At 46.9% G+C, this 23,883-nt stretch carries 23 protein-coding genes and 1 pseudogene; 7 read left to right on the top strand and 17 right to left on the bottom strand.

Annotated elements, in window-relative coordinates; genetic code table 11:
* Positions 1-214 precede the first annotated feature (214 nt).
* Positions 215-898: a serine/threonine protein kinase gene (locus CS562_RS11130; RefSeq protein WP_076290223.1), complete on the top strand. Its 684-nt coding sequence runs from the start codon at positions 215-217 to the stop codon at positions 896-898.
* A gap of 124 nt (positions 899-1,022) precedes the next feature.
* Here the strand turns inward: CS562_RS11130 and CS562_RS11125 are convergent, their stop codons facing one another.
* The gene (locus tag CS562_RS11125; RefSeq protein ID WP_076290224.1) at positions 1,023-1,910 is read right to left on the bottom strand and encodes a helix-turn-helix transcriptional regulator; all 888 of its coding nucleotides are present in this window, start codon (positions 1,908-1,910) and stop codon (positions 1,023-1,025) included.
* Between the two features lie 130 nt (positions 1,911-2,040).
* Here CS562_RS11125 and CS562_RS11120 point away from each other — a divergent pair, with 130 nt between their 5' ends.
* Positions 2,041-2,928, top strand: coding sequence for a sugar phosphate isomerase/epimerase family protein (locus CS562_RS11120; RefSeq protein WP_072735191.1), 888 nt, complete (start codon positions 2,041-2,043; stop codon positions 2,926-2,928).
* A gap of 75 nt (positions 2,929-3,003) precedes the next feature.
* The gene (locus tag CS562_RS11115) at positions 3,004-4,059 is read left to right on the top strand and encodes a Gfo/Idh/MocA family protein (protein ID WP_099855669.1); all 1,056 of its coding nucleotides are present in this window, start codon (positions 3,004-3,006) and stop codon (positions 4,057-4,059) included.
* A gap of 307 nt (positions 4,060-4,366) precedes the next feature.
* Here CS562_RS11115 and CS562_RS11110 read toward each other — a convergent pair whose 3' ends face one another.
* Entirely contained in the window at positions 4,367-5,686 is a 1,320-nt protein-coding gene (locus CS562_RS11110; protein ID WP_099855667.1) for a glycoside hydrolase family 125 protein, read from the bottom strand.
* A 247-nt stretch (positions 5,687-5,933) separates the two neighbouring features.
* Here CS562_RS11110 and CS562_RS11105 point away from each other — a divergent pair, with 247 nt between their 5' ends.
* Positions 5,934-6,992, top strand: coding sequence for a LacI family DNA-binding transcriptional regulator (locus CS562_RS11105; RefSeq protein WP_099855665.1), 1,059 nt, complete (start codon positions 5,934-5,936; stop codon positions 6,990-6,992).
* Positions 6,993-7,125: 133 nt separating this feature from the next.
* On the opposite strand, the gene CS562_RS11100 is transcribed toward CS562_RS11105, so the two are convergent.
* The 3 genes from CS562_RS11100 to CS562_RS11090 all read right to left on the bottom strand — a co-directional run bounded on the left by CS562_RS11100 (position 7,126) and on the right by CS562_RS11090 (position 9,989).
* Positions 7,126-8,721 (bottom strand): DUF4179 domain-containing protein, encoded by a 1,596-nt coding sequence (locus CS562_RS11100; protein ID WP_099855663.1) that lies wholly within the window; start codon positions 8,719-8,721, stop codon positions 7,126-7,128.
* Positions 8,702-9,274, bottom strand: a complete 573-nt coding sequence (locus CS562_RS11095; RefSeq protein ID WP_099855660.1) for an RNA polymerase sigma factor — start codon at positions 9,272-9,274, stop codon at positions 8,702-8,704. Before CS562_RS11095 ends, CS562_RS11100 begins: the two co-directional genes overlap by 20 nt.
* A 199-nt stretch (positions 9,275-9,473) precedes the next feature.
* The gene (locus tag CS562_RS11090) at positions 9,474-9,989 is read right to left on the bottom strand and encodes a mismatch-specific DNA-glycosylase (RefSeq protein WP_072735185.1); all 516 of its coding nucleotides are present in this window, start codon (positions 9,987-9,989) and stop codon (positions 9,474-9,476) included.
* A 121-nt stretch (positions 9,990-10,110) separates the two neighbouring features.
* Between CS562_RS11090 and CS562_RS11085 the strand changes: the two genes are divergently transcribed.
* Positions 10,111-11,031 (top strand): AEC family transporter, encoded by a 921-nt coding sequence (locus CS562_RS11085; RefSeq protein WP_063567676.1) that lies wholly within the window; start codon positions 10,111-10,113, stop codon positions 11,029-11,031.
* Between the two features lie 97 nt (positions 11,032-11,128).
* On the opposite strand, the gene CS562_RS11080 is transcribed toward CS562_RS11085, so the two are convergent.
* From CS562_RS11080 to CS562_RS11055, 7 genes and pseudogenes are all read right to left on the bottom strand, one after another.
* On the bottom strand, positions 11,129-11,650 hold the full coding sequence (locus CS562_RS11080; RefSeq protein ID WP_076290231.1) for a hypothetical protein: 522 nt from the start codon (positions 11,648-11,650) through the stop codon (positions 11,129-11,131).
* A gap of 86 nt (positions 11,651-11,736) precedes the next feature.
* A complete protein-coding gene (locus tag CS562_RS11075; protein WP_099855658.1) occupies positions 11,737-12,258 on the bottom strand; it encodes a hypothetical protein in 522 nt (173 codons plus the stop codon).
* Positions 12,259-12,277: 19 nt separating this feature from the next.
* A complete protein-coding gene (locus CS562_RS11070; RefSeq protein ID WP_099855656.1) occupies positions 12,278-14,140 on the bottom strand; it encodes an S-layer homology domain-containing protein in 1,863 nt (620 codons plus the stop codon).
* Between the two features lie 263 nt (positions 14,141-14,403).
* Positions 14,404-14,655, bottom strand: coding sequence for an RNA-binding protein (locus CS562_RS11065; RefSeq protein WP_063567677.1), 252 nt, complete (start codon positions 14,653-14,655; stop codon positions 14,404-14,406).
* A gap of 247 nt (positions 14,656-14,902) precedes the next feature.
* Positions 14,903-15,157: pseudogene (locus CS562_RS32885) on the bottom strand (polynucleotide kinase); the annotation flags it as partial.
* A complete protein-coding gene (locus CS562_RS32880; RefSeq protein WP_180287099.1) occupies positions 15,141-15,947 on the bottom strand; it encodes a nucleotidyltransferase domain-containing protein in 807 nt (268 codons plus the stop codon). The pseudogene CS562_RS32885 and the gene CS562_RS32880, both read right to left, overlap by 17 nt.
* Positions 15,948-15,972: 25 nt before the next feature.
* Positions 15,973-17,466, bottom strand: a complete 1,494-nt coding sequence (locus tag CS562_RS11055; protein ID WP_099855652.1) for a TROVE domain-containing protein — start codon at positions 17,464-17,466, stop codon at positions 15,973-15,975.
* Between the two features lie 512 nt (positions 17,467-17,978).
* Here CS562_RS11055 and CS562_RS11050 point away from each other — a divergent pair.
* Positions 17,979-19,334: a helix-turn-helix transcriptional regulator gene (locus tag CS562_RS11050; protein ID WP_099855650.1), complete on the top strand. Its 1,356-nt coding sequence runs from the start codon at positions 17,979-17,981 to the stop codon at positions 19,332-19,334.
* Complete coding sequence (locus CS562_RS11045; RefSeq protein ID WP_099855648.1) at positions 19,282-20,172, top strand: WYL domain-containing protein; 891 nt, start codon at positions 19,282-19,284, stop codon at positions 20,170-20,172. Before CS562_RS11050 ends, CS562_RS11045 begins: the two co-directional genes overlap by 53 nt.
* Before the next feature lie 151 nt (positions 20,173-20,323).
* On the opposite strand, the gene CS562_RS11040 is transcribed toward CS562_RS11045, so the two are convergent.
* The 5 genes from CS562_RS11040 to CS562_RS11020 form a co-directional block, all read right to left on the bottom strand.
* A complete protein-coding gene (locus tag CS562_RS11040; protein ID WP_076290238.1) occupies positions 20,324-20,821 on the bottom strand; it encodes an LURP-one-related family protein in 498 nt (165 codons plus the stop codon).
* 135 nt (positions 20,822-20,956) lie between these two features.
* Positions 20,957-21,697 carry a hypothetical protein gene (locus CS562_RS11035; protein WP_099855646.1) on the bottom strand — a complete coding sequence of 247 codons (741 nt, stop codon included), beginning with the start codon at positions 21,695-21,697 and terminating at the stop codon, positions 20,957-20,959.
* Positions 21,694-22,392: an ABC transporter ATP-binding protein gene (locus CS562_RS11030; RefSeq protein ID WP_063567684.1), complete on the bottom strand. Its 699-nt coding sequence runs from the start codon at positions 22,390-22,392 to the stop codon at positions 21,694-21,696. Before CS562_RS11030 ends, CS562_RS11035 begins: the two co-directional genes overlap by 4 nt.
* Positions 22,385-22,795 (bottom strand): GntR family transcriptional regulator, encoded by a 411-nt coding sequence (locus CS562_RS11025; RefSeq protein WP_063567685.1) that lies wholly within the window; start codon positions 22,793-22,795, stop codon positions 22,385-22,387. Before CS562_RS11025 ends, CS562_RS11030 begins: the two co-directional genes overlap by 8 nt.
* 190 nt (positions 22,796-22,985) lie before the next feature.
* Positions 22,986-23,852, bottom strand: coding sequence for an aldo/keto reductase (locus CS562_RS11020; protein WP_099855644.1), 867 nt, complete (start codon positions 23,850-23,852; stop codon positions 22,986-22,988).
* Positions 23,853-23,883: the final 31 nt, after the last annotated feature.

Below are 23,883 nucleotides of genomic sequence, written 5' to 3'. Positions count from 1 at the left end.
AGCAGAACGCATACTATTCTAAATAGAGTACAGGATTTTGCTTTGATATAAGATCAACCATAGATTTACACTAAAACGGAGAGGGCAGAAAAAATCTGGGGGTAACAGCGATTGAAAGATTATTCTGCACGCGGAGCGGCCGAGTGTAAACCTCATGAGTTGATCTTATATGAAAAAATATTGTACAGGCATATCCTAAAAGGAGGCACCACCCATGAATCGACCGGATTGGTTCCAGGCGGAAGAGGCATTACAACAAATCCAAGTCATCGGAAGCGACCGGAATGAGCTCGTTAACATCATTGGCCATGTAGAAGGACTGAATTGTATTGGCACAGGAACGGATGCGGCGGTATTTACGTATGACGGATTGCCGCAGTATGCCTTCAAGATGTACTCAGATCATGCCCTGGACAAACTTGAAAATGAAAAACAGGTATATGAGCAGCTCAAAGGCCTGCCCTATTTCCCTACCTATTACGGCAGCGGCCGAAATATTCTTGTGATCAGTTTTGAAGCGGGAGATACCTTGCTCGAATGTTTGGAAAAAGGAATCCCTGTCCCTGAGCAGGTCATGCTCGATGTGGACGAAGCGCGTGAGGCAGTACGCAGCCGTGGCCTGAATCCACGGGACATTCATCTGAAAAATGTCATTCTCCAGAATGGACGCGGTAAAGTCATCGACGTCTCGGAGTATATTCAGGACGGTAACGATAATCGCTGGGAGCATCTCGTCTGGGCCTATCACAACATTTATCCACGGATCAAAGGTACGCCCATCTCCCCACGCATGCTGCAAACGATCAAATGGGGATATAATCAACTGGATCAGGCCAATATCAAATTGGACGACCTCTCCAAAAAGGCTAATCGATTATTCTCCAAATTCATGAAATAAGCATCTTCATAAACAGATCAAATGTTTGTTCTGATATTTGATATTCATAAAACAATCCGGATTACTCGCGCAACTCTGGCGGTGATCCGGATTTTTGTATGTACCCTGTTGATGCAAGGCCTTCTTATTTTAACCGCCCCTGCGAGGGTGTCATCCCTTTGTATTGTTTATACAGCTTCGTAAAATAGTTGGCGTTATCACAGCCAACCTGGGCAGCGATCTCGGTAATGGTAAGGCTGCTCTCCTGCAGCAACTGTTCGGCTCTCGTCATTCGGCACCCATTCACATATTCCACAAAGGTGCGTCCAGTTAGTTTTTTGAACATTTTGCAAAAATGATATGTGTTCAGCCCTACCTGCCCGGCAGCCTCGGTCACGGACATTTTCCCTGTTGGCTCCGCTTCAATCTGCTCAATCAAAAGCTTAAATCGTTCCCGATTGGGAAAATACGATCCCGTTGTTTTATCAGGGAGATGGTGTGGCATAAATGTGCGGGCAAGCAGAGTGAACAAGGCATGCAACTTGGATTTCACAACCAATTGATAGGCCAGCGGCTGTGAGGCCATCTCCTCGATAGCTTCATCCAACAGGGAGTAATAGCCTTGGCAAGCTATGTCGTGCTCCGCCGGTTTTACCGGAAACCTTACCTTCCCTTCCAGATAGGGAGCAACATATTTCAAGTGAACGGGGTCATGGGTAAAATCATGAAATAACGCACTGTTGAGCACAACCGAATCATAGTGGATATCCCCTTCCTCCAGAGCATACCCGACATGCAGCGCCCCTCCTGGAATGATAATGACCTCACCTGCTTGAGCTACATAGGGCCTGCTGTCGATATGAAACAGTGCACTGCCCTTCCGCATAAAAATCAGTTCAAAGTGTTCATGCCAGTGCAAGTACAGAATGCATTCTTCCGTTTTCATCCCCCAACAACGATTCTGGAACAACTGAAATGGATGTGATTTATGGTCAATGCGGGTATTTTCGTGAAGCGCTTTCAGGTCCAGCACGCTGTCTCCTCCTTTCCCCACAAGATCAGACTAATATTGCACAAGATTGTATAGAGCCATGCGGCAGATGCCCGGCTATAATGAGTGTGTCACGAAGTACTATAAGCCAATATTGGAGTGAAATTCAACCATGAATAATCCGTTACGCATAGGCACCCTTGTGGGTGGACACGACGCAGTCCGCGTCATTCCACAGATCATGAAACATGGCTTCGAATCATTCAATCTGACCTTCTGGCAAACAACTGGTGATCTGGACCTCGCCGAAACAGCCAAACGTGTCCGTGAAATTGTGGACGAACAAGGAATTGTCATCTCTGCAGTAAGTGTGTTTGGCAATCCGCTCACCGGAGCCGGGGATAACGCTGATACACTGGCCAGTTGGGAACGGGTGATTGACCATGCCCAGCTCTTCGGAGCGGATATCGTCTCCGGGTTTACCGGACGACTGACCGATCAACCGATTGACCAATCCATCCCACGGTTCAAGGAAGTGTTTGGAGAACTGGCACGCCGGGCTGCAGACCGGGGTGTACGCATTGCTTTTGAAAATTGTGATATGGGCGGCACATGGCAGACAGGCGATTGGAACATTGCGCATAATCCAACGGCCTGGGAGATGATGTTCGATGCAGTTCCTGATGAAAACATCGGATTGGAGTGGGAGCCATGCCATCAAATGTCCAGCCTGATCGACCCAATTCCTCAGCTGCGCAAATGGGCGCCTAAAGTGTTCCATGTGCACGGCAAAGATGCCACCATTGCCTGGGACATCGTCAAAGAATATGGCGTGCACGGCCCACGTGAATTCGTCTGGCACCGTACCCCCGGCTTCGGGGATACCAACTGGTCCGACATCATTACAATTCTGCGCCAAAACGGGTATCAGGGAACGATTGATATTGAAGGCTGGCATGATCCTGTCTACAAAGATGAACTCGAAATGACCGGACAGGTGCACGCACTAAAATATTTAAAACAATGTCGCGGTGGAGATTTTGTTCCCAATCCGGTATAGAAACGGGATTAACATGGAGTTACATGATGTCCATTGCACAAACATTGAAAATGAAAAGTATAAGGAGATGATAGGATGAGTCATCCTTATCGGGTAGTTGTAGCAGGCTGTGGGGCCATGTCCAATACCTGGGTTGATTACGCCATGCAAAGGCCGGACACGGAAATTGTAGGGCTTGTCGATCTGTATGAACAGACTGCCGTTGCACTCGCTGCACGGCACGGCCTCTCCTGTCCCACGTTTACAGATATCAGTGAGGCCATTCGAGCAACAGATGCCAATATCGTATTTGATGTCACCATTCCAGCGAGCCATCACGGCATTGCCATGACGGCGTTACAGCAAGGATGTCATGTATTTGGCGAAAAACCTCTGGCGGAATCCTTCTCTGATTGTGAAGATATTGTTCAGACTGCACGCCGTACAGGCAATATTCAGGCTGTGATGCAAAATCGTCGTTTCGATCCACGTATTCGCGCCTATCGGCAGTTGATTTCCGACGGATCGATTGGCCAGGTCGGTTTTGCAGGGGCAGATTTCTTCCTGGGACCTCATTTTGGAGGATTTCGTGACCTGATGGATAGTCCACTGCTGCTGGATATGGCGATCCACACCTTCGACCAGGCACGTTATATTCTCGGTGCCAACCCGGTCTCGGTGTACTGCCACGAATTTAATCCTCCAGGGTCCTGGTATCAAGGTAATGCGATGGCACTATGCATCTTCGAAATGTCCGATGGCTCCGTGTTTAACTATCGCGGGTCCTGGTGCACAGAAGGTGTGCCTACTTCATGGGAAGCATCCTGGCGTGTAACCGGCGAAAAAGGAACCGCGATCTGGGATGGACATGATGACATTTATGCTGAAGTTGTCTCGGCACAGCATCTGGATGCGGACGGCAAACCATCCTTTTTCCAACCATGTGAGCGGATCGAAGGAGAGCAGCCTGTCATGGACAAAACAGGACACCACGGCTGTCTCGAAGACATGTTCGCTGCACTGGAATCCGGACGACTGCCTGAGACCGATTGCAGTGATAACCAGTTCAGTATGGCCATGGTCCTTGCATCCCTCGAAAGTGCCCGCACAGGTCAAAAGGTGCTCATTGCGGATCTGCTGAAAACTGTATAGTGAAGCCGTGAGTCAAATAGCCTTCCTCATAAACCAAGCCCAAACTGCGAATCTTTTGCAGTTTGGGCTTTTTGTCTACTCACTCTTCTATTCTAGAAATGATGTAGCCGAAAAAAAGTCATGCCAAATAGCAAACGCAGTGCAGGGGACGAAATCGATTCTGGAGAAACGAAGTGCTCGCCTTTATCACCGGATTTCCCCTTACAAAAAGGGAATCAAAAAATCCGGGGATAACAGCGATCGAAAGAACGATTCGTAACCGGAACGACTGCTTTGCAGGCAGTTATTTTTTTGAACTTACATCATTTTATAGAATTCCTTTTTTCATTGCCTTGTACACAAGCTGCGAGAACAGGCTGTTCGACCAAGCAAACCACGGCCTTGTGAACGTATTGGGATCATCCGAATGAAAACCTTCATGCATGTACCCAGTGCCTGCATCCGTGTTCTCCAGCAGATCAATCATCTCCAGCATTTCCTTATCATTGTCTGCGGTCAGACCTTGCATGGACAGCGCCATATGCCAGACGTAGCCGGGAGGAGTATGAGGGCTGCCGATGCCTTTGGCTGCTTGTCCTTCATAATAAAACGGATTTTCCTTGCTCAAAATAAAGCGCCGTGTATTCTGGTACATGATGTCCTCGGTGGAAGCATACTCCAAATACGGAATAGACATAAGTCCCGGGGTACCTGCATCATCCATTAGGCAAAAGTTGCCGTAACCATCCGTCTCATAGGCATAAATCTGCCCATACTCGGGGTGACGGTAAGTACCGTATAAGGAAATACCGTGTCGTATTTCTTCTTCCAAATGAGCCATCTCGCTGACCAGCTTCTCATCTCTGAAAACCCACCTTGCAATCTCCCCCATTTGGCGCAAAGTCACCGCTGCAAATATATTTGCCGGGATATTATAATGAAAATCACATGCATCATCACTGGGGCGGAAACCGGACCAGATCATCCCGGTATAGTTTACCGGCATCCCCAATCCTTCGTTACGGAGCGTATCATGGGCTGGACAATTCCGGCGCATGAATCGATATGGGGACTGATCACCATGACGCTGCTCCGTTTTCCACAGACGTACTACGCTCTCCATCACCCTCTTGAAACGCTCGTCAAATATATCCGTCAATTCCGTCTCACGCCAATACGCATAGGCGAGCCGCATAGAGAAACAAAGTGAATCCAGCTCAAACTTGCGTTCCCACACCCAAGGCGACATCTCTGTCTCATCATTCGCATCCCAATGCCATCCATTAGCCGTTTCGTTAAACGCATTGGCATAGATATCGATGTCCGCATAGAATGTATGCCGTTTGATCAGCCCGCCAATGATCCGCTGCAGCTGTTCGTCTTCCTTTGCCAGCGGAACGTAGTGCATCACCTGCTCCACTGAATCACGCAGCCACATTGCCGGGATATCCCCTGTAATAACAAAGGTTGTCCCATCATCCAATAGCTTTGTCGTCGTTTCCAACGTGTTGGGAAAACAGTTACGGAACTGTGCCAGCAATCTGGGTCTATGTTGCAGTCGTTCCTCGGCCTCGGTAAGAATGTTCTGCACAGCTTGCGGTAATTCCAGATGCGGCATGGGGATTTTCGGTAATCTGAACTGTTCCATGGATGTCGTCTCCTTTGAATTGAAGTTTCCATATTTGTTTGCATCGATTCATTCAATGATCTGTGTCGCATTGTTATTTTCGTTATGATAAATTATAATAACATTATTATTTGTAAGTGTACTGTGCCGGAAGATGATCGTCAATTCATAACGGATGGTATATTAAAAAATAAATTGGATCATATCTTGTAGATTGAAATGGCTCGTTAGTTTTATGCAAATTGTTTACATATGAAGGAGTAATGAAATGTCACGTAAAGTATCTATCCAGTCGCTGGCCGACCAGCTTGGATTATCCAAATATGCCGTCTCCCGTGCACTCAGTGGCAAGACAGGTGTCAGCGAAGCGACTCGCGCCCGTGTGCTGGAATTAGCCCGTGCCTTGGGATATCGCCAAAGCACCCCAGGAAGCAGCACTGTCACAACTGCAACCCATACAGAACAATCCGGACCCCCATTTGCTCTCATCTGCATGAATCAGCTCAACCGGGGTGAGCCCCACTACTGGCAGCGCGTCCTCTCAGGCATGATCTCTGCCTGTAATGAGAGAGGATGGCATCATGCCATTGTATCTCCCTCTCTGGGAGTCGCTGATGAACACACGCCGCCAGAACGGGCAATCGCTCCTCACTTGGATTGGGAACGTTGTGCAGGAGTCATCGCCATGGGCGCTTTCCCCCATGCAGTCCTGCAACGACTGACCCAGACAGGCCGCCCCATTGTGCTCGTGGATCATCAGGAGCCACTATTGAACTGCGATACGATCAGCCATGATAACCTGGAAGCAGGCATTACTGTGGCTAGATATTTAATGTCGATGCAGTGCCGCCGTATCGGTCTGATTACGGATGATGGCCGAGCTGCCAGCTTTGCGCAGCGGAAGATCGGCATCGAACTGGCTTTGAACCATTTCCACGCAGATAGCAGTCGGTTGACCACGTTCAGAGAATGGAATATTCCTTATGAGAACGGCGAATGGATCGACCAATTGGCTGCCACAATCAAAAACATGCCCGCGAACGAACGGCCCGATGCCTGGATTGGCGTCAATGATGATATCGCCTTGCAGTGGATGAATAAGTTGCAGGAAATGGGATTCTCCACACCTGAGGATTGCCTTGTCATCGGTATCGACAATGTGCATGCCGCCGCCACATCGTCACCGCCCCTGACCACAGTCAACCTGTGCAAAGAGGAACTCGGTCAGCGTGCGATCGAAGCGTTACAGCGCAGAATTGAACGCCCGGGAACACCAAAGGAAACGGTCATGTTATCCACATCCCTTATTCCACGGGAATCGGCGTAACTCAATGTGCACAACTTCTTTAGCATCAGCAGGACTTAACTTTATTGAATATCAAAAAGGCTCAGCATTTTATTATGCTGGGCCCTTCTATCTCTATCTTGTTATTCTTCCAAGCTTATTCCGTTCCGTTTCTTTATTTCTGCCAAGGCAGACTGGTATACGATGGAAGATCTACTTCCCAATTCACGTCTCGATACTCACGATTAACTACGGTTCGTTTTAAGGTTAATTTTGTTCCATCTTCTTTGTAAAAACCACGGATGACCAATTTCAGATTGTCTGCAACGTATTCTCCGTCATTATTAGGCTGGTCTGGATAACCGATTACTTGAACAGGATACTCTTTTCCTTCCGGATCTACAGCCACCCAGCGATCGCCATTAAAAGCATTTCGGAACGTCCCTCTTCCCTCCAGGACTAATGAGTAGTTTTTGTCATAGGATTCCCACACCGGTTTGAAATTGAAATCAGAAAATAAAATTTCATCTCCATATTGTTCAAATTGCAGTACGTAGGTGTAAATTTCAGCATCCTTACGCATCTTTTCCAGATCCACTTCCACCGACTTCTCTCCCCACACTGGTATGGTGTATCCTTCCAGGACAAAGCGAATCTTCTTCGCATCCACCGTAACAAAAGCAGGGTCCCATGTCTCCGATAACTTCAATGGACCACCATCCATTAATCCACTCAAATCTCGGAACCGGAACTTGGCTTGACGGGCATCTGGTCTGCTCCCGTTGAATATTCGATACTCATTCGTTTCAGGAATTTCGATGTGATACATCAGGTCCATATCATCTGCCCAATCTTCTCCGACTTTGGCACGAAGTTGATCATCCAGACTGATGTTCATGTCAAGGCGGGTCCCGTTTGGCGTACGTACTAGCTGTGTCATGTCCAGTTTCAAACCCTCAGGAGTGGTGTAGGTATTGTTCATAGGAGCCTCAACAGCCAGTGATTTGGCTTTGGTCATATCGATGTTGAATTGAAAGCTCCAATCTATCACAGCATTTTTATCTTCGTATGATTTTGTCTCAAAATTATAATAGCTTCCTACTTTTAGATGCCCAAGTTCTCCACGCACGATCACCTGATCCGGGATATCATCATGCAACTGGTATACCAATCGTTCAGCTGCCGAACCGCTTGTTCTGGTATCCCGCGCGAGAGTTGCAACCTGTCGCCCCTGATCGTCCGTAATATGAATTCTCCCCGCCTCTGGAGATATTGCAAAAAGCCCTAGCCCATCAGGTGTTGTTTGTTTCAGTGTGATCACGATTTGAGAGCGATCTACCAACACATCTTTGATCTTAAGCGTGTAGCCCTGATCCTCAATGTTGATATTCGGATTAACCACTAGACCGAGTGGCTTCAAGCGTTTGTAATCATCGGCAAAATAGGAATACTTGAGTTCTTCTGGAACAGGTATGTTAGGTAGTGGCGGGTTATTTACGGCATTTACCGTGGATTGAGTCGATTTTGCTGTGTGATCAAAAGCAAACCATGCCCCTCCCACAAGGATCACAACTGCCGCCGCTGCAATCCCAGTACGGCGCATCCAATGGGATTTGGAAGCCTTTTTCGTAAATGGATCCCCGTGCTCTGCGCTTTCCATGGACACGCCTTCCAGTTTTCGCATCACCTCAAGTGTAAGGTCCGCATCCGGCTCCTCACGAAAGAAATGCTGTTCCCACAATCGATCCTCATCATTTGGAATAGGCTTCATACGTCGATAAACCTCCTTTGCGCTCCATTTGTTTCTTCAACGTTTTCTTCCCTCGATAAAGTGCATTACGCACTTGTGCGGGGCTCATGTCTGTGATATCTGCAATCTCTTCGTAGCTCAGCTCATTCGTATATTTAAGCAGCAGCACAAGCCGATACGACTCTGGCAGTTGGTCCATCTGGCGATATATTTCACGCTGCATCTCCTTATGCAGCACATGTTTCTCTGGCGTCTCACCATTGGTTTGTTCCAAGACTGTATGAACAGCGGTCATGACCGGTTTCTGTTGCCGCATAAAATCCCGCATCCGATTCACAGCGATGGTGTATACCCAAGATGAGAAACTGCTTCCTTCCCTTCGTGTCGGAAGAAAGCGGTACATCCGAAGAAACGTATCCTGAGCGAGATCCTGTGCATCCTGATGACTCGCACCCATTCCGCGTAAAATGCCGAAGACTTTATTTTTATATCGATCCACGAGCACAGCAAATAGCTGTTTGTCCCCTGCCATAATACGCTGAATGAGCTCCTCCTCTGGTATCTGTTGAGTCATGTAATCCCCCTTCTCTACAGCTTCCATGCATGGTTCTGTACTATATAGACGGAATCACTTCCTGAAACCTCTCACTTTATCCAAAAAAAAGAATTCGCGCCACCCGGTGTAAACCGGATAGCCGAACTCTGCAACCATTGAAGGTTCATTGTTACTGCTTCACTTGCTGCCATGTGGAGTTTCAGTTTTGCTTCGTTTTTCAGTCCTCTCTGCTTTTTTCTGAGACAAAATCACTAAGCTGGGAATAGATCGCTACGATCTCGTCCATCGACATACGCACTAACCCACTGGATGAAGGGGCTACAAATTCATGAATTTCCTTGACGACCGGGTCGTCCTGAAATCCCCATTCCGCTTTGGCACGCTGACTGTACTGGGTGTATACCCCTTTCCCCACAAAACAGGCGATGTCTGGTCGGTATTCCTCCAGCTTTTGCCGTAAAATCTGCCGTCCCTCTGCATATTCTTCCTTTGTAATATCGTCCATACCTCTTGTTGGCCGGGCAACAATATTCGTAAATCCGTACCCCAGCTTCAGCAACTCTCCATCCTCTTGTGCATCATATAAACGAGGAGTCAATCCGGAACGTTCAAGAATGCGCCAGAAACGGTTTCCTTTATAAGCATAATGATGACCCGTCTCTCCAGACGTGATGCTGGGATTGAATCCAATAAATAATATCGATAAACCATAATCCAGATGATCTGGAATCATAATGAAAATCCCCCTTATCTTTTTTAGTCATTTACATCTTTCATCTGTGTATAAAATGATATAATGGTTGAAGTATTTTCGAAATCGGACTGAAATTTTCATGAAAAAGGAAGCTGAACTGATGATTGCAGACATCATGCTTGAAGTCGTCCTGCCCGTCTTTCTCCTGATTGCCGTCGGGTCCTGGATGCAAAAGGTGTTCAAGTTGGACTTGTACACCCTCGCCAAAATCAATTTCTATTGTATTACCCCCGCAGCCGTCTTTATGAGCATGTACCACTCCGATATGTCGGGGGAATTGCTCGGAACTGTCACGCTTTTTTACGCCTTATATGTACTTATTCTCTATATTGTGGGGTCTGTGTTCGCACGCTCGCTTCGCATGAACAAAGGCATGAAGGCTGCCTTCAACAACAGCATCATGCTGGACAATGCAGGCAATTATGGTCTGCCCATTAACTCCCTGGTATTTCGTGGTGATCCGCTGGCCTCTTCCATCCAGGCACTGGTCATGTCTTTACAGGCATTACTGACTTTTACCTATGGTGTGCTGTCCATTCAGGGTGCCAAGCTCAAAGGCAATTACCGTGCGGTGATCATTGGATTTCTAAAAATGCCCGTTCCTTATGCACTGTTGCTCGGCATTTTGTTTCATATGGGGAATATTCCATTGCCCACTTTCCTGTCCATGCCGCTGACTTATGCGCAGCAAAGTATGGTCGCTGTAGCACTCTTGACACTCGGTGCCCAAATTGTAAAATATCCAATTCGCCTGTATCGTCTTGATGTGTATATTAGCACATTTCTGCGTTTGCTGATTGGCCCGGCCATCGGGATTTCGATTGTACTGCTGCTCGGTTTGCAAGGTATCGCTGCTCAAGCCCTTATTATCGCATCCGGTATGCCTACCGGAGTCAATGCGTCCATTCTGGCCGAGGAATACGATAACGAGCCAGACTTTGCCGCCCAGACGGTTCTGATCTCGACGTTGCTTAACATCATTACGATTACCGCACTGATTTCGTTTGCGAAGACGTTCTGATACTGGCAAATCAAACCTGCTTCTCCACTTCATGTTCCGTTTCCAAAAAAAAACAAGTCCATAACCCATGATATGGGTTATGGACTTGTTTGGTTCATTAGATTGGTGATGAAACAGCAACAACACTAATCTGATATTGCCCAGCCGAGTTGAATGTAATTTTGAATGTCGAATCCATGCTTGGACTCGTTATAGTACTAAAGTTTTTGGAATAAATTAAAAGTAGCTCCCCATCCACACTACTACTTAATGCGGTTAGACCACCACTATCTCTATACTGGGACAAATCCAAATCACTTTTGGTGATGGAAGTTCCGTCTGTTCTGGTAATCTTAAAATAATATTGGATATTCTTAAAGTCCTGGCTAACGGTTGCGCGAAGCTTGAGATCCTTGCTGTCCCCGCTATTTACGGTTTGAAGCGGAAGTGTCTCCAATTCATGGTTGCTTGAATCCAACCATTTCAATACATAGGTAGGTTCTGCCGGGGCATTCACCTTGAAAGTTGCTGTAATTTTATTGGATAAAGGCGTGTAAGAATAGTCGGCATACGCTGGGGCCGCCATAGTAAACAATGCGGTAGATAGAAGTACTGCCTTAACAAATTTCGGGATTCTCATAGGTATTGATCTCCTTTTTATCTCCAAGGGGAAAACCGGATTCTCCCGGCTCTCTCCCGCTATTGCAGACTTTTCACAATCTTGACTTAAGCTGGTGAATTTAGAGCAACTACGCTGATCTCGTACTCACCCGTGTTGTTGAATTTCAGATTGTACAAGAAGTCATGCACTGGTGAAGTGACCGTTTGATAATACCTTGTATAAATAGTCAGTTTACCATCACCGCCAACTTCTCCGGTTCTTGGCGATCCAAGCGAATTGTTTACGTATTCGTTCAATTCCACATCATTTGCAGTAATTGCAGTTCCGTCTGTACGGGTGATGGTAAACAACAATTGGATATCTGTATAGGTCTTGGATGTCGTTGCACGAACCTTAACATCCTTGTTTTCTCCGCTAGTCACAGTTTGCAACGGCAGCGTTTCCAGTTCTGCGTTCGCATTATCCACCCACTTTAGCACAAAGGATGGAGCAACAGGATTTACCTTGAAACTGGCCGTAATCGTATTGGATACCGGTCTTCCGGAAGCTGCATACGTAGGGCTGGCCGCCAAGAGCAAGGCAGAGGATAATAACAGAGCTTTTGTTAATTTATTCCTTTTCAACATGAGAGAACACTCCTTTTTCTTAATCAAAATGTTTATGTTTCACAGCACTTATCTGCACGGAGTATGTCCCCGGAGCATTGAATTTCACCTCAAACGAGATTGTTTCCTTGCTGACAACGGCAGCATCATCGGACTTCGTAATAAGCCAGCCATTGCCGACATCGTATGATGTATATCCTGGCGTACTGATCAGCTCTATATCAGATGAAGAGCCGTTTTCATCAGTCCATTCAAGCAAGTAACTGGCGTGATTAACGGTCGTTGCTATTTCAGGAACAGGCTGAGATGTGAAGGATACCGTTTTGCTCACACCAGGCGTGGTTACGACAATCCCCGAATTTTCTGACCCTACCTGCAGTTTCAATGGCAGTCTAACATCCAATTTCAACTGAGATTTTTCGGAGATACCTTCAACCTGACCTGTGAACAGATATATTCCTGGTTCATTAATGAGGACTTCATTATTCGTGATATGCACATCTTTGGGTGCAGTCCAAATTACTGTTTTCATAACGGTACTGCCATCAGGCATCCGGACAGACACTTGCGTCGGAAGCTGATAGGCCTCAGCAACCTCCTGAATTTTGGCGATTGTTGAAACCACTGGTCCTGTTGGACTTACACTTCCCCCAGAACTGCCGCCAGTAGTTGTTCCACCCGTAGAAACCGTAGGTTGTACGTCTCGAGGTTTCCCATTAATGAGTTGGATCTTGCCCTGATTCCCACTGTAATCCTTGACCAAATTCGGAACGAGCTGCTTGTCCGGAACAATAATATCGTTGATTACGCTAGTTTGCTGGAGAACAATCTCAGAATCCTTAACCGCTTTTTGTGCCACAGTTAATGAGTCAACGGAAGTCGTGCCTGTCAAAGTTAACTTGGTAGCCACATTCAATTCCATTCCTTTGATCTTGGCATTCTCAAAAACCAGCGAGGTTTTGGTATTCCCATTAGTCAATACCTGTCCATCCACTGAAAGGTTTTTGATGGTTAGTTCATCACCCAAAATGATCAAATTCCCCGTAATATGCAGATCTCCACCATCAAATACAAGATTCTTTTTGGAAGCAGGCACCGTTAAATCCACAATGTTCTGAATCTTGTAATCCGGTGTCAGCGCGACCTTCAAGGTCGCCCCTTCGAGGAACTGCTTGTTGGCAGCGGTCAGCAGTTTTTGAATCTCGTCTGTCACCGGATATTTGAAAGCACCGATACGGACAGTACTCTCATTAATAATGGTGAGTTCCATCTCCCTCGTTTTCGGTTCTTCAAGTGCCTGAATCAAACGAGTCAAAAAGACAGCGATTTCCTGTCGTTCCGTTGGTCTATCCAAAGCCAACTTTTGACCATCCCCCTGCAACAAACCGATTTCCATGGATGTTTCAATGCTTTGCTTGCTGACAGGATCACTTACTTCACGATCCGACAGTACGGCAGTCCCTTTTCCTTGGGCTCCAGTGGCTTGGACAAAGATGGACAACAACTCTTCCCGAGTTACCAGATCTGTTGGCCGAAACGGCTCATTTGGATTGCCCATCAGTCCTTGGCTCTGAACTCGTTGGATGCTGTTTGCAGACCAACTGCTTGCACGAACATCCGGAGGCAGCACGGATGTAGATTCATTGGCCGGTAACTGGAGAGCCCGTACAAGCAATTCAGCCACCTCTTGACGAGTAATTTTTTTGCGCGGTTGATACGTCCCGTTATCATAGCCCTGGGTAATGCCCAGTTCGTTCAGATAAGCGATTGAGGCCAGAGACCAATTGGAGGCTTGATCTATATCCGAGAAAAGTTTTTCGGTAACTTGCGCGGATACAGCAGTCGCATGAAATTGACTTAACAAGAAAACACCAAGCGTTGTGCGTAAAAGCCATTTATTCAAAGATTTTTCTCTCCTTTTCGATAGTAAATTAGAGACCTAGAAATGTTGTGCTATATACAATGAAAGTTGAACCAATACATTTTCCATCCATGTTTTATCAATATATCAGGTCGTTCTGAACGGATTCTGAACAAGTTAATCTCGATATGGAATACAAAAAGAAGTCCAGATACACCCTTCAACGGATGTGCCTGGACTTCTTTATTAATGAATATATGATAGAAAATTAGAGCTAAGTCTCTATGACTCATTTGAATTGACTACTAAGATTCACATGTCGTCCGTTCAGGGAACTTGCCACCTTCTCTGAACAAACATCGAACCAGTCGCTGCGCGGCCCGATTAAAATAAAAACTCGGACTGACACCCTCCACCTGAACAGGTTCCAGTTCCTTCACACTTTCCTTGACCTTATTCATTTCAATGAGTCCCATCTTCCGCTCATTCGGTCCGAATCGATAAATAACCTTTTCATCGTCTTCCGTCTGTTTCACCAGCAGAATCATTGACGCCATACAGGTTACCCCCTATCGTTACGTTGTGAGATTCCAATGACCACTTGCTTACTATTAATTATTACCCAGAATGGATTGGAAACATATAGGGCTTTAGTTATTTATATTAACGTTAAAACTCCTAATTTTAATTATCTTGAATGAAATATTTTGACGAAAAATAAACAAAAACAGGCTTGGATATACCAAACCTGCCCTATTACCTTGCATCTAAAGGAATCAGAAGTCTCATGCTTCATCGATCCTGTTACAAACGTGGGTCCACCGGTTCAGACTCCAGAGCCAATGTCCCGAGAACACATTCATGCACCCTTTCCACGGGCTCCATGCGCACAAAACGCTCGATTCCCTCCATGCCCAAGGCACTTTCCATCAGAGCGTGGCGCTCTTTTTTGGACGTTTTGCGTTTGCTGAGCCGGGACAAATTATCCGGTGCAAGGTAATCCATGCCATAAATGATGTGCAAATACGCACGACCTCGTACTTTAATCGCAGGTTGGATCCCACACCTCTTGCAGTGCAAAACGGAAAATCCGGTCCAGTTCTTCATATTGAATAATCTGTTCATTCTCCAGCTGGGCGGCCAGTTGTTCAAAATGCGCGATCTGCTCTGCCAAAAAAGCATGTATCGCAGGTAGCTGCGGTTCCAGGTCGAGTTCCTCACCCGCCTTTTTCCGGCGCAGCAGTTCATGGATTTCCGTATAGAGCGGCGAGCTCTGAGGAACAAGCTCCTGCACCAGCTCTTCAAATGCCATCGGCGGCATCGCATCATAACGTTCGATCCAGCCACAGGCGAGCAGTGGGCGCAGCACATAGAAATACTTTTTGATCTTCACCTGCTCACCCTGCAGATAATCACGGAAATTCCCCTTCGCCATATTCAGATAATGGTACATACAGGACTTTGGCGAGAAGGTCAAAGGCGATAGTGCACGAATATGCTCTGCCACGCTGTACGGTTCGTCATACTGAATCGGGGATTGCAGCCACTCCAGCAGTGGTGGATTCGACTTGCGAAACAGCTTCAAAGCTTTGCGTAAATCCCAACCATTAATATCAAGCTGATCACTGATCGGGCGTTCGATAACATCCCTTTTATCTTCAATGGACAAGTACCATTCCAGCGATCTCACATACAGGAAACGAACATCATAATCGCTGTCCTGTGAAGGAAATCCCCATGCCCGGCTGCCCGATTCACAGGCATAGATGATCCGCACCTGCTCCTCCTGTTCGATCTGCTTCAGCTGCTGTCTAATCGTATCTCTCATCTCTTCATGAACATGAGTCATCTCTGTGGCCTCCACATTTTCCAATTTAAATCTCTATCTCTCTCACCCGGCTCGCAAGTGTATCATATCCCGCTACAGTCTCAGCAATATACGTCAGTACCGTTTCACTCCACCCATAGATATAAAAGGTATTGCCGTCCCGTGGCGGCACCATTGCCTGCTGATAAGGTGCAATATCCACAATAAATGCTTTCAGGTCCGGATTCATCATCCGCCGATAACGTACAAGCTCAGCATATAACGGACTGCCTTCATTCTGCTGTTCATCGGTGATCATAATGATCTGATCCACTTTCTCTCCAATATCCCGAAGCTCTCGTACAGGCCGTCCCGTGTCGGTTCCACCTTGTGCGCGAATCCGATGAGCTTGGGAAAGGATACTTTCATCCATCTTGGGACGAGCATCCTCAACTATATGGTCGAATAACCAAAACAGCGAGTTGCCTCGTGTTTGTTTATATAGCGCCAGTGCCAGCACCGATCCAATTCGCAAATAATCCCCTTGCATGGAACCGGAGCGGTCCAAAAAAATGGCGGTTCTTCCCGGCAACGATGGCAGGTTGCCAATCGATAGCTCCACCGCTTCCCGCAAAGCAGAGCGCAGCTCTTCTCTTGCGATCATTTCATATGCACTGGCGAATCGGAAAGGTAAGATGCGCGACTTGCGCAGGGCTTCTGCATCCGTTAGACGACCCGTTACGTAATCGATATTTTTCGATTTTTCAAACACTCCCGCCCGATCCATTGCATTCAGATGACGTAACAATGCAAAGGTCGGCATCTGAGACATCAACGCCTCCCATACCGTACGTGTCGGCTGCATGATCGATGTGACCACCGAATACGGCAGTTTTCCTTTTTCGATCAGATGCATCCGACTTGCAGGGTTTGGAGTAGCCTTCAGCTTTTCCAGCGCCTGTAACTGCGGCAGGTCTGTAAGATCCACTTCATGTCCTCGCAAATAACGGAACAAGGCTTGCTGCTTCATATCTGTCGGCTTGGGGTGTGCTGTAGCGATCATATCGCCCAGACTGTATCCACGTCCGCGCCCGTTGTATTTGATTGCCCAATATTCAGTGATGCCGTTCAAAAATTGACTCACCTGGCGCTTCACCGCTCGACCGCCCTGTCCTCGCCCCGTTCCTCTTAGAATCGTCAGAAAATCGGCCAAGTCAGCCGGTGTCTGTACCACCTTGGAGAATACTTTCGCAAACTGATCCGGGTCCACCTTGGACAAGAGTGCCAGCCCGTATAGAGGCTGTAACCGCATCAAGCCTTCATTACGAGCATAGACCAGCGCCCGCGCCATAAACCCTGCATCGACCTCAGCCATCTCCTGATGACTGACCATCGCATCATCCATCAGTTGCTGTGTGTCTGCATAAAACGTATTGTTCAATGTATTGGTCATCAACATCTGTATATATTGTTCCTCCACCAAACGGTCATAGGCTCCGTAGCCCCCATGATTACGTGTCGTTGGCTGAGGTTGACTAAATAATTGTTTTGCTCTGCTCATCACTCATGACCTCCCGGTGTGAGTCTATTTACTGATATTCCATAATAAAATGTTCCGAGGAAAAAGGTGGGAAGGTATAATACCCGCTCTACCGCTGAGCTACACCGCCATGAACGGCGGCGATTGGATTCGAACCAACGACCTGGTCGATTAACAGTCGAAGTAACCCTCCCTGGCGCCTCGGAACCTTGATCCGCAGAGTTTGTTGCTGCCCCGCTTCACAACCTTATTATGCCTCACACATTTGCACGCGAACATGGCGAAAGTATGGCGACGAATCAATTTCATAACTCATTAAATTATCGTTTTGTAACGATTGAAGCAGCTAAAGGTATTAGGAAATTGATTCAAACATCCATAAGTTTAAAATGAAACCAACCACTCATCCTGATACAATGTAGGGATATAGTAAATGGGCAGATCACCAATGTTTCTATATAACGAAGAATTGTTCTGCCAACATAGTCATCCATACATCCGCCTGACTCCAGGCCACCAAGGAGTGAATATTCATGGCTAAAGAAAGCTTTGACAAAGAAATTCAATTCCTGCGCATGCTGTCCCTGACAAGTGGTGCGTACAACCGTAAACAGTATGCCGAACGGCTCGGCATCTCCGTACATACATTTGATAAAACCCAGCGTAGATTAAAAGAAATCATGCAGACCGTCGCTGACCAACGCTCAGGTTCGGAACCAAACAAAGAAATGGCGGACCTTGTTCGCTTCCAGTACGGAGAATCTGCTGAGCCTATGCTGCTCTTCCTCTTTCGAGCCAAGTCGATGAAAGAGACTGAAGTGCAGCGACTTTCTGTCCTTTTGCATACCCTGCAAGATCAAGCTTTAACCGCAATGGAATTACTGGATGCCTGCTGCGCTGAACTTCCAGAGGAACTGGCGCTGCCTGACGAAAAGACCATTCGCTCCGATCTGAAGTATCTGGAAGAAGTGGGGGTGATCCGCAAGGAACCTGGCGGCAGGCCATATCGTTACCTTTTGCAGCAGGACGTACTTACGGGTCTATCCGTGGAAGAACAGTTGGAGTTGTATGATTTTGTGGATATTATGGCAAACACTCAGGTTCCGTCCGTACAAGGCTATATATTGCGGGACAGTCTCAAAAAGGCCATTGCCGCAAGCTATCCGCAGGAAGAAGCCATCGAGCCATTCATATATAAATACCACTATTATTCACGCATTCTGGACGAAGCACATCTGTACACTCTGCTTAGTGCAATTCGCCAACGAAAACATGTCAAGTTTCTGTACTATTCACCCAAAAAACCGTCCAGCTACAGCTCGCAGAATACGAATCCACGCTTTGAACGGGAAGCAGGCGGACGATCCAACCGGATCGTACCACTTGAAGTGGTCTATGACCATCAGTATGGTCGCTGGTATGTCATTGGATATCAGGGACGCCGTGGCTTTGTGAAATTCCGCATGGAAGGCATTACACAGCTGGAGGAACAGGATTCGATTGAAGAAGGATATATGCTCGAATTGAAACAACAGTGGGCCGAGATCAGCCGCTACAGCTGGCTAGTGGATACGGGGAACACCGTAACGGTTCAAGCCCGCTTCTTCCATCCTCAGGACAGCCAACGTAACTTCATTCTGGATCGGGTTCGTTTGCAAGGCCAATGGGGAACGATTACGCCCGAAACGGAACATACCTTTCTGTATGAAATCCAGGTCAACGGTATCACCGAGATTAAGCCGTGGCTTCGGAGTTTTGGCTCAAGTTGTGAGGTGATCGCTCCACAGAGGCTGCGTCAGGAGATGATTAAGGAATGGAAGGAGATTGCGCAATATTATGAATCTGTTCGAGAAGATGTTCAACTACCAGATGATGACGAGATTGAATGAAACCGGACTGTTCACCTGGACATCCCAGGAACGGGCCTGGCTGCGCATGATGCTGAATCACCCTGCCGCACCAGAAGCACTAAACCCTGACACGTTGCACAAAATGCATGACATGCTGGATGCAGAGCAGGATCTGGACCTTCAGGATTACCTGACCGAAAAAGCCAAAAGTGAAGAAAACAGTGTCTTTCATCCGCTGCTCAAACCATTACGGCAGATGATTTTGCATCATCAGGGGTTTCGCTTGACAGGGCGTGTACGCAATGGACGAATCAGCCAGGATCAGTTTGGATACCCCTACAAGCTCGAATATTCCATGGTCAAAAAAGAATGGTACGTACTCTGGTATGCTCCACTCTACAACAAACTGATGTCCACCAAGCTGCACAGCATCATTACCGCGGAAGCTCAGCCGCTTCAACCGGAAACTGCTTCTCAATATGCTGCCAAAATCGCGATTTTAACGAAAAACCGGAAGACGACCGTAATGATCGAAGTGCTGCCGGAGTTCAATCAGGAGTTGTCCCGAATTCTGTATGCCTTTTCCTGCTTCGAGAAGCAGGTGGAATTTGTGGAAGCCCAACAGACGTACCGCATTAAACTGACCATCCCGCGGAATGAGATGGATTATGTGCTGTCCAAAATGCGTTTTTTGGGCAAAAGAGTACGGATTGCAGACAATGCTGCGCTTCGAGAGCGAATGTCCGAGACAGCCGCCAAAGTATTGGCACGCTATGCGGAAACCGAACTTGAAGCACTGCCTGAACGGACTTCTGGAGGAGTGCGCAGCCACATTGAAAAGCCTTTCGCCAATGCAGACGGCAGTGATTCTGCATAGCTCTTGTTAGTTGTGATTCGTTAAACGTCCAACTTATGCATAGGGGGACAAATAGGGTGTGTTCGTTTCATTAGAATAATATAATACAAAAAGGGCTGTCCCCCGTTATACTAACGACCTGAGGGACAGCCTCTTTGTTCATATGTTTTCTCTACGCGCCACTACCGGCAGCCGAGTTCCTTCTTTTATTAATCGCATGCACACCCATCACAACCGCTATCAATTCATACGTGTCCAGATGTTCTGATTGGTTGTCTAACACAAATGCGCCTGAACCGAACCAGCCACTTGTACGCCTGAAGCTTGCCACAACTTTACCGCCCATCCCGGTGATATCATAATCATGTGAAAACGCCGGCGCGGAGACATCATACACACCACGCGGTCCTGCATCGTACTCATACTTCTTACTGAAAAAGCTGAACCTCGCCCGTAAGACACCCCACTCCCTTCCATCGGCTGAGGTCACATCCCAACGGTTACTAAACATGCGGAATTTACCACTGCAAATGAGTCCCGAGTTATCGAATACATCAAGCGATGAACCAAAGGCACTTTTCAAATCGAGATGACCTGCCTGTTCCTGTTCATGGTTCATAATCTCGGTGTACCCTGCATTAAAGAAATTATCTCTGAAATAGAGTTCCATGGAATTCCTCCCTCACAAGAAATAAACCTTCTCCCATATTGTAAAACGACATATATCCCTATTTACGTATAAGAACTGGGAATTGCTTCAAATAAAAAAATCTGCCAGCTAAATTGCAGCTGACAGAATCTTATCTTAAACTTCAACTTTTTTATTATTCAGATACACAGCAACACCAACCAAAATCACAGCCACGATGATTTCAAAAATAATACTGGCCCATGTTCCATCTGACCATGTAATCCGATTGGACGTAAAGGAGAGCGCTGTGCTTTCTTCAGTGAAATGAAATAATTCGTTCGAATTAAAACGACCCGAGAAGATGATATTCTCCAGCCAGCTAATGACATTGACTAGTACGAAAAATGCGACAATACTAATCCACGGTCCTGTTTTAAAGCGGAAGCTGCCTCCGATAGAAATGGAGAGAAAGATGATTATGATACTGAACATAGCCACCCACCAGAGAAACAGCAACACATTGAGAATCTCCGAAAGATGAATACCCGAATCGTTAATGTAGCTGGTAAAGTTAATCCCTGTATGCGTTGTACTGTAAATAAAGTAGTGAATGGCAGCAACAACCATTAAGCCCAGCCAGCAGAGTGTTCCGAATATGATCGGAGACAAGACGTGAGACAGCCCTGTTACCGGCACAAGACGGCGGTTGAACGAACGGATATTGGATCGGTATGTCTTGATCATTTTCACATAAATAGCCACACCTGCTCCGACATATGCAATGACACCTACAACACTCCCTGTTACTTCAGAAAAAAACAATGCCAGCCCAATCTGAACGATAATCAATACGGCTAGCCCAGCCAACAATGTATTCCAATTCCTTCTAAAGTCATACTTCAGCAGTGTCATCATTCCGCATAGACCTCCTTGAACATTTCATCCACACTTTTACCGTACTTGAGACGCAGTGTCTCCACTTCTTCCCGCATTACCAATTCCCCTTCACGGATGAAGATCACTTCATCAAAAATTCGTTCAATATCCGTTACGAGATGTGTAGAGATGATCAGACTGCTGTCTTCGTCATAGAACTTCACAATCGCATCCAGAATTTTGCCACGTGCAACCGGGTCTACCCCGCCAATCGGTTCATCGAGCAGATAAAGACGAGCTTTACGGGAAAGAGCCAGTGTTAATTGCAGTCGTTCATTCATGCCTTTCGACAGATGTCTTACCTTATCTCCCTCTCCAAGCTTCATGAAATCAAGCATCTCTCTCGCTTTCTCTTGATCAAAATCAGCGTAGAAATCGCGGTAATACGCAATCGCGTCCCGTACCTTCATCCAACTCTCGGTTAATGGGCGGTCCGGCATAAAGGATACCAGCGACTTCGTTTCCAAACCTACCGCTTTTCCCGTAACACGAACATCTCCACTACTGGGGTGCAGAAGCCCTGCAACCAGCTTCATCAAAGTACTTTTACCGCTGCCGTTACTGCCCAGCAGACCTACAATTCGGCCTGGTGCGATATCAAGCGTGATGTCATGAAGTGCTTTCTTGCCGCCATACGTTTTGCTCACATGGTTCAGCTCAAGAATATTACTCATTCCCTGTTCCTCCTCTTCCATCACGATGCAGTGATTGCTTTCCCTCTGCAACGGCATCCGCCACGATATTTACGATATCCTGTTCTTCGATGCCCAGTTCCTGCATTCCTGTCAGAAAACGCTCCAGCAATTCACCAGCCATCTCTTTTTTGATCGTCATAATTTTCGACTCCTCACTTGTCACGTATCGACCCAGACCTCGCTTGGTTTCAACCACTTCTTCCCGCTCCAACTCCTGAAATGTTCGCTGTACTGTATTGGGATTGATCTGTAATTCGGCCGCGAGCTCACGAACCGAAGGAATTTTATCGCCTGCCTTAAGTGTTCCGGTCACAATCTGTCTTTTGATGTACTGCATAATCTGCAGGTAGATTGGCAAGTTGTTGTCAAATTCGATGCTCACAATGTCCTCGCTCCTCTCTGTATCTGTGTGTTAGTTACATAGTACACTAGTGATTTGTTGTTGTAAAGCCCATTTATTTAAAATGGCTTCAAATGCAAAAAAAAGAACAGATCCTCAGATCTGCTCTTATTACTCTTGATTCTTTCAACTTCGTTCATTGTATGATGTAATCGGTCTGACAAGAAGTTTTCTATACGATATCCAAAGGCACTTTGCCCTTAGGTGCAGGGAATGCCTCATTCAACCGAACCATTTCATCTTGGGTCAAAATAACATCCATCGCCGCAGCATTTTCTGCAACATGATTCAGCTGTACAGCTTTCGGGATCGCCAGTATGTCTCCATCCCTAATAACCCAGGATAACGCAATTTGCGAAGGACTGACTCCTCGATCCTTAGCAATCTCACGGATGACTGAATGCTCCAGTAACTCTTTACGAAGCCTTCCTCCCTGGGCCAGTGGACAATATGCCATCACAGGAATACGGCGTTCCCTCAACCAGGGAAGAAGCTCGTATTCTATACCACGAGAAGCTGCATGATACAGCACCTGATTCACTGCACAATGCTGACCACTTGGAACGTTCCAGAGCTCCTGCATGTCCTCTGTATCCAGATTCGAGACACCCCAGCGCAGAATTTTGCCTGATTGTTTCAACTGTTCCAGAGCTTCAACCGTCTCTTCCAACGGCACACCTCCACGCCAGTGCAGCAAGTACAGATCCAAGCGATCTGTACCCAAACGCGAAAGGCTGCGCTCACAAGCGGTAATCATCTGCTTCCGATCCGCATGGTGAGGATATACCTTGGATACCAGAAATACATCATCGCGACAGTCTTTTATCGCTTCACCAGTGACCTCTTCCGCCCCGCCTTCAGCATACATCTCAGCCGTATCTATTACTGTCATTCCACGTTCAATACCATGACGCAGTGCCTGAACTTCTTCTCTCCGACTGGATTGTTTCTCACCCATGTACCATGTTCCCTGTCCGATTGCAGGTAATGTTGTCCCATCGGGTAGCTGGATCGTACGCATCTGATTTCCTTGTTGCATCTGTACTCCTCCAATCTGAGAATACTCTTCT

It is taken from the genome of Paenibacillus sp. LK1 (assembly GCF_002750415.1).
Classification (GTDB): domain Bacteria; phylum Bacillota; class Bacilli; order Paenibacillales; family Paenibacillaceae; genus Paenibacillus; species Paenibacillus taichungensis.
Note: the sequence above shows the minus strand (reverse complement) of the source record. Positions and strands in the feature narration are given on the sequence as shown.

What these genes read in the sequence shown, in the direction of transcription:
- CS562_RS11050 (WP_099855650.1), top strand. Translation starts at nt 17,979, where the DNA reads ATGGCTAAAGAAAGCTTTGACAAAGAAATTCAATTCCTGCGCATGCTG.
- CS562_RS11030 (WP_063567684.1), bottom strand. Translation starts at nt 22,392, where the DNA reads ATGAGTAATATTCTTGAGCTGAACCATGTGAGCAAAACGTATGGCGGC.
- CS562_RS11130 (WP_076290223.1), top strand. Translation starts at nt 215, where the DNA reads ATGAATCGACCGGATTGGTTCCAGGCGGAAGAGGCATTACAACAAATC.
- CS562_RS11075 (WP_099855658.1), bottom strand. Translation starts at nt 12,258, where the DNA reads ATGTTGAAAAGGAATAAATTAACAAAAGCTCTGTTATTATCCTCTGCC.
- CS562_RS11035 (WP_099855646.1), bottom strand. Translation starts at nt 21,697, where the DNA reads ATGATGACACTGCTGAAGTATGACTTTAGAAGGAATTGGAATACATTG.
- CS562_RS11065 (WP_063567677.1), bottom strand. Translation starts at nt 14,655, where the DNA reads ATGGCGTCAATGATTCTGCTGGTGAAACAGACGGAAGACGATGAAAAG.
- CS562_RS11100 (WP_099855663.1), bottom strand. Translation starts at nt 8,721, where the DNA reads ATGAAGCCTATTCCAAATGATGAGGATCGATTGTGGGAACAGCATTTC.
- CS562_RS11115 (WP_099855669.1), top strand. Translation starts at nt 3,004, where the DNA reads ATGAGTCATCCTTATCGGGTAGTTGTAGCAGGCTGTGGGGCCATGTCC.
- CS562_RS11040 (WP_076290238.1), bottom strand. Translation starts at nt 20,821, where the DNA reads ATGGAACTCTATTTCAGAGATAATTTCTTTAATGCAGGGTACACCGAG.
- CS562_RS11045 (WP_099855648.1), top strand. Translation starts at nt 19,282, where the DNA reads ATGAATCTGTTCGAGAAGATGTTCAACTACCAGATGATGACGAGATTG.
- CS562_RS11080 (WP_076290231.1), bottom strand. Translation starts at nt 11,650, where the DNA reads ATGAGAATCCCGAAATTTGTTAAGGCAGTACTTCTATCTACCGCATTG.
- CS562_RS11095 (WP_099855660.1), bottom strand. Translation starts at nt 9,274, where the DNA reads ATGACTCAACAGATACCAGAGGAGGAGCTCATTCAGCGTATTATGGCA.
- CS562_RS11055 (WP_099855652.1), bottom strand. Translation starts at nt 17,466, where the DNA reads ATGAGCAGAGCAAAACAATTATTTAGTCAACCTCAGCCAACGACACGT.
- CS562_RS11110 (WP_099855667.1), bottom strand. Translation starts at nt 5,686, where the DNA reads ATGGAACAGTTCAGATTACCGAAAATCCCCATGCCGCATCTGGAATTA.
- CS562_RS11085 (WP_063567676.1), top strand. Translation starts at nt 10,111, where the DNA reads ATGATTGCAGACATCATGCTTGAAGTCGTCCTGCCCGTCTTTCTCCTG.
- CS562_RS11090 (WP_072735185.1), bottom strand. Translation starts at nt 9,989, where the DNA reads ATGATTCCAGATCATCTGGATTATGGTTTATCGATATTATTTATTGGA.
- CS562_RS11105 (WP_099855665.1), top strand. Translation starts at nt 5,934, where the DNA reads ATGTCACGTAAAGTATCTATCCAGTCGCTGGCCGACCAGCTTGGATTA.
- CS562_RS11020 (WP_099855644.1), bottom strand. Translation starts at nt 23,852, where the DNA reads ATGCAACAAGGAAATCAGATGCGTACGATCCAGCTACCCGATGGGACA.
- CS562_RS32880 (WP_180287099.1), bottom strand. Translation starts at nt 15,947, where the DNA reads ATGACTCATGTTCATGAAGAGATGAGAGATACGATTAGACAGCAGCTG.
- CS562_RS11120 (WP_072735191.1), top strand. Translation starts at nt 2,041, where the DNA reads ATGAATAATCCGTTACGCATAGGCACCCTTGTGGGTGGACACGACGCA.